The following is a 4,855-nucleotide window of genomic DNA, read 5'->3' as shown; positions in this document are numbered from 1 at the left end:
AGGTGGGGCAGGTCTCGGACGGCACCCAGGCGAACTTCACGTCGTAGGAGGAACCGGGCTGGAGCACCAGCTGGGAGACCTCCTGGGACGGGTCGGGCAGCCCGGCCGAGGCCGCGTCGCCGGACACGTGCCGGACGGCGCTGATCTTGCTGCTGTCGGCCGCGCCCTGCGCGCTCGGCGTCACGACGCCGGGGCCGTTGACCGTGCAGGCGGCGGTGGAGCCGTTGGTGACGTGGAAGGTGCCGTAGACCGTCCCGGAGGCGTCGGGTACCGCGGTGCTCGCCGTGGGGGTGCCGAGCTGCGCGGCCGTGCAGGCCGGGGCGCTCGTGGAGGTCGTGGCGGACGGGTCGGTGCCGCTGCCCGCGCCGGTGCTCGCACCCGCCGTCCTGCCCTTGTCGTCGCCCTTCGACGTGCCCTTGCCCGTGTCCTCGGTCTTGCCCGCGGAGCCGCCGGAGGTGGACTCGCCGCCCTCCTCGTGCTTGCCCTGGCCCGCGCCGCCCTGCATCTGGGAGGCGTGCCCGGCGTTGGAGGTGTTGGCGCTGGTGCCGGTGGAGGAGACGTGCACGACGGCCGGGATCGCGGTGCCGAAGAAGAGGGCGGCGGCGGCCATGCCGACGAGGGCCTGCCGCTTGCGCGCCCGTCGTGCGGGGACCGCCTTGCGCAGATGGTCCAGGGTGCCGTCCCGCGGCTCCATCTCCTGGACCGCCTGGTGCAGCATCCGTCGCAGTGCCAGCTCGTCCGAGTCGAACTCCCCCGTGGAGCTCAGATCATCGGGGCCCTGATTCACAGTTCCGTTCCCAGCGTGCGATTGCTTGTGCTCTTGCCGCGCCGCCCGGGTCGGCTGGTGCTCGCCTTCCCCGGTCGGCTCATGCCACGCGTGAGGCTCATGGCGCCGTCCCTCGGTATCACCCTCGCCGCTCACACCGGCTCCTCCATCGCGACCCGCAGCGCGGCGATCCCCCGCGAGCCGTACGCCTTCACGGAGCCCAGGGAGATGCCGAGGGTGTCGGCGACCTGGGCCTCGGTCATGTCGGCGAAGTAGCGCAGGACCAGGACCTCGCGCTGGCGGCGCTGCAGCCCCTTCATGGCCTTGATGAGCGAGTCGCGCTCCAGCTGGTCGTAGGCCCCCTCCTCGGCGCTCGCCATGTCGGGCATCGGCTTGGACAGCAGTTTGAGTCCGAGGATGCGCCGACGCAGGGCCGAGCGGGAGAGGTTGACGACCGTCTGGCGCAGGTAGGCGAGGGTCTTCTCCGGGTCCCGGACGCGTTTGCGCGCCGAGTGGACGCGGATGAAGGCCTCCTGGACGACGTCCTCGCAGGAGGCGGTGTCGTCGAGCAGGAGGGCGGCGAGACCCAGCAGGGAGCGGTAGTGCGCCCGGTAGGTCTCGGTGAGGTGGTCGACGGTGGTACCGGCTGCCGTCGTGTCCTCGGCGTGTTCGGCTCCGTCACGCTGACTGGGTATGCGGGCGGGCCGCGCTGCGGGCATGGGGGCGATCACCGGCATGCCACCGGGCGCCCCGGGCCTGCGGGGCCGGAGGACAGCCGCGCCGCTCGGCGCGGCAGGGAAGTCGAGTACCTGAGCCACGACAGTTGGACACGCTCACCCGGGTGAGGGTTGTACGCGGCCGTCCATCTTCTCTCAGGCAGCACAACTGACCGTGCGTCAAACGCGCTCATGCCTACCCGCTCTTCCCCTGTGTCCTCAATGGCCGGGGCGTCCCCACGCCCCGCCTGCGTCCCCGCACCCCTGAAAGGGCGTTCGCAAAGACGCTCCCCGCCCTTCGCACGGTTGCGGAGAGCGGGGAGGAAAATCTTCGGACGCCCAGGCGCCGGGATCAAGTGGTACGGACCATTAGTCGCACCACATGTTGCCCACAGATCCTACAAAGGGTTCCGGCCATGGCCAGGACTTTTCCCGTAGGCACAACTGCGTACGACAGATCCGCCGCGGGAGGGGGGTCAGCCGAACTCGGCCGCCACGAGCTCCGCGATCTGCGCGGTGTTGAGGGCCGCGCCCTTGCGCAAGTTGTCCCCGCACACGAAGAGTTCGAGCGCGGTGGGGTCGTCGAGGGCCCGCCGGACCCGCCCGACCCAGGTGGGATCGGTGCCGACGACGTCGGCGGGGGTGGGGAACTCGCCGGCCGCCGGATCGTCGAAGAGGACGACCCCGGGAGCGGTCGCGAGGATCTCGCGCGCCTTGCGGACGGTGACCTCGCCCTCGAAGCGGGCGTGGACGGTGAGGGAGTGCACGGTGACCACCGGGACCCGCACACAGGTCACGGCGACCGGCAGCGCGGGCAGGCCGAGGATCTTGCGGGACTCGTCCCGCACCTTCATCTCCTCCGAGGACCAGCCGTCCTCGCGCAGCGACCCGGCCCACGGTACGACGTTCAGCGCGACCGGCTCCGGGAACGGCCCGGTGCGGTCGCCGACGGCCCGCCGCACGTCACCGGGGTGCGTGCCGAGCTCGGTGCCGGCGACCAGGGACAGCTGCTGGCGCAGCGTCTCCACGCCCGCCCGCCCCGCGCCGCTGACCGCCTGGTACGAGGACACCACCAGCTCGCGCAGCCCGAACTCGGCGTGCAGCGCGCCCAGGGCCACGATCATGGACAGGGTCGTGCAGTTGGGGTTGGCGATGATCCCGCGCGGCCGCATCCGCACCGCGTGCGGGTTGACCTCGGGGACGACGAGGGGCACGTCGGGGTCCATCCGGAAGGCACCGGAGTTGTCCACGACGACGGCGCCGCGCGCGGCGGCCACCGGCGCCCACTGCGTGGCCACCTCGTCCGGTACGTCGAACATGGCGACGTCGACCCCGTCGAAGGCCTCCTCCGACAGGGCCACGACCTCGACCTGCTCCCCGCGCACGGCCAGCTTGCGGCCAGCCGAGCGCGGGGAGGCGATCAGTCGGATCTCGCCCCAGATGTCCGCGTGCTGGGACAGGATCTGGAGCATGACCGTGCCGACGGCCCCGGTCGCCCCCACGACCGCGAGCGTCGGACGTACGGTCATCGCCCGGTGCCGCCGTAGACCACGGCCTCGTCGCTGTCGGAGTCGAGTCCGAAGGCGCTGTGCACGGCGCGCACGGCCTCGGCCACGTCGTCGGCGCGGGTGACCACCGAGATGCGGATCTCGGAGGTCGAGATCAGCTCGATGTTCACGCCCGCGTCGGACAGCGCGGTGAAGAAGTCGGCCGTGACGCCCGGGTTGGTCTTCATGCCCGCGCCCACGAGCGAGATCTTGCCGATCTGGTCGTCGTAGCGCAGCGAGTCGAAGCCGATGCCGGACTTGTTCTTCTCCAGGGCGTCGATGGCCTTGCGGCCCTCGGCCTTGGGGAGCGTGAAGGAGATGTCCGTCAGCCCGGTGGAGGCGGCGGAGACGTTCTGCACGATCATGTCGATGTTGATCTCGGCGTCCGCGATCGTGCGGAAGATGACCGCGGCCTCACCCGGCTTGTCCGGCACACCGACGACCGTGATCTTGGCCTCGGAGGTGTCGTGCGCGACACCGGAGATGATGGCCTGCTCCACCTTCTTGTCCCCTTGCTCGATCGGCTCACTGCTGACCCACGTGCCCTGCAGTCCGCTGAAGGACGACCGGACGTGGATCGGGATGTTGTAGCGGCGGGCGTACTCCACACAGCGGTGGAGCAGCACCTTCGAACCGGAGGCGGCGAGCTCCAGCATGTCCTCGAAGGAGATCCAGTCGATCTTCTTCGCCTTCTTCACCACCCGCGGGTCGGCGGTGAACACGCCGTCCACGTCGGTGTAGATCTCGCAGACCTCGGCGTCGAGGGCGGCCGCGAGGGCGACGGCGGTGGTGTCGGAGCCACCGCGCCCGAGCGTGGTGATGTCCTTCTTGTCCTGGCTGACGCCCTGGAAGCCGGCGACGATGGCGATGTTGCCCTTGTCCAGCGACTCCCGGATACGGCCCGGCGTGACGTCGATGATCCGGGCTTTGTTGTGGACCGAGTCGGTGATGACGCCGGCCTGGCTGCCGGTGAAGGACTGGGCCTCGTGGCCCAGGTTTTTGATCGCCATGGCCAGCAGCGCCATGGAGATCCGCTCCCCGGCGGTCAGCAGCATGTCGAACTCACGCCCGGCAGGCATGGGAGAGACCTGCTCGGCGAGATCGATCAGCTCGTCCGTCGTGTCGCCCATCGCGGAAACGACGACGACCACCTGGTGGCCGTTCTTCTTCGCTTCGACGATTCGCTTGGCGACGCGCTTGATGCCCTCGGCATCGGCTACGGAGGAGCCTCCGTACTTCTGCACGACAAGGCCCACGTGCGCTCCTCGCTCAGTCCGTGTGTGTCGGCTCAGTTTACCGAGTGCCCGAATTCCACCTCCGCGGTATCGCATGGTGAGATTCGGACGCCCAGGTCAGCGCATGCCCATTCGGGCGCCGCGGGAAAAGTGCACCGCGTCACACAGCCCTGCGGCCCTCGCCTACGGTGAGGGACACCATGACGGTGACGGCGGATGTGCTCCTGGCGGGAATCGTGCTGCTCGGCTCCTGTGTGCAGTGGCTCACCGGGATGGGCTTCGCCCTGGTCGCCGTGCCCGCGCTGATCCTGCTGCTCGGCCCGGCGCAGGGCGTCGTGCTGGCCAACTGCGCGGCGGGGGTGATCTGCCTGGTGGGGCTGGCCGGCGGATGGCGGCTGGTGCGGCCGCGCGCGATGGTGCCGCTGTGCGCGGCGGCGGCCTGCACGGTCCCCGCGGGCACCTGGGTCACCCACCGGCTCCCCCAGCCCTGGCTCCTGCTGGTGATGGGCGGCCTGGTGACGGTGGCGGTGCTGCTCGTCCTGCGCGGTGCCCGGGTGGCCGCCCTGCGCGACACCCGGGGCGCCGTGTGGG

General features: G+C 70.7%; 5 protein-coding genes. 1 reads left to right on the top strand and 4 read right to left on the bottom strand.

Going from position 1 to position 4,855, the window contains the following annotated elements; genetic code table 11:
• The 4 genes from EHS43_RS37550 to EHS43_RS37535 all read right to left on the bottom strand — a co-directional run.
• A partial coding sequence (locus EHS43_RS37550; protein WP_125195098.1) for a hypothetical protein occupies positions 1-787 on the bottom strand: 787 nt, incomplete at its 3' end.
• A gap of 131 nt (positions 788-918) precedes the next feature.
• Positions 919-1,503, bottom strand: a complete 585-nt coding sequence (locus EHS43_RS37545; protein WP_125195099.1) for a SigE family RNA polymerase sigma factor — start codon at positions 1,501-1,503, stop codon at positions 919-921.
• A gap of 455 nt (positions 1,504-1,958) precedes the next feature.
• Entirely contained in the window at positions 1,959-3,011 is a 1,053-nt protein-coding gene (locus EHS43_RS37540; protein ID WP_125195097.1) for an aspartate-semialdehyde dehydrogenase, read from the bottom strand.
• Positions 3,008-4,285, bottom strand: coding sequence for an aspartate kinase (locus EHS43_RS37535; protein ID WP_125195096.1), 1,278 nt, complete (start codon positions 4,283-4,285; stop codon positions 3,008-3,010). Before EHS43_RS37535 ends, EHS43_RS37540 begins: the two co-directional genes overlap by 4 nt.
• Positions 4,286-4,464: 179 nt before the next feature.
• On the opposite strand from EHS43_RS37535, the gene EHS43_RS37530 reads away from it, so the two are divergent.
• Positions 4,465-4,855, top strand: a 391-nt coding sequence (locus EHS43_RS37530) for a TSUP family transporter (protein ID WP_148104190.1), incomplete at its 3' end; no start/stop codon positions are given.

This window comes from Streptomyces sp. RP5T, assembly GCF_003933965.1.
Lineage (GTDB): Bacteria > Actinomycetota > Actinomycetes > Streptomycetales > Streptomycetaceae > Streptomyces.
The sequence above is the reverse complement of the archived record's forward strand: the minus strand, read 5'-3'. Positions and strand labels throughout refer to the sequence as shown.

What these genes read in the sequence shown, in the direction of transcription:
- EHS43_RS37545 (WP_125195099.1), bottom strand. Translation starts at nt 1,503, where the DNA reads ATGCCGGTGATCGCCCCCATGCCCGCAGCGCGGCCCGCCCGCATACCC.
- EHS43_RS37540 (WP_125195097.1), bottom strand. Translation starts at nt 3,011, where the DNA reads ATGACCGTACGTCCGACGCTCGCGGTCGTGGGGGCGACCGGGGCCGTC.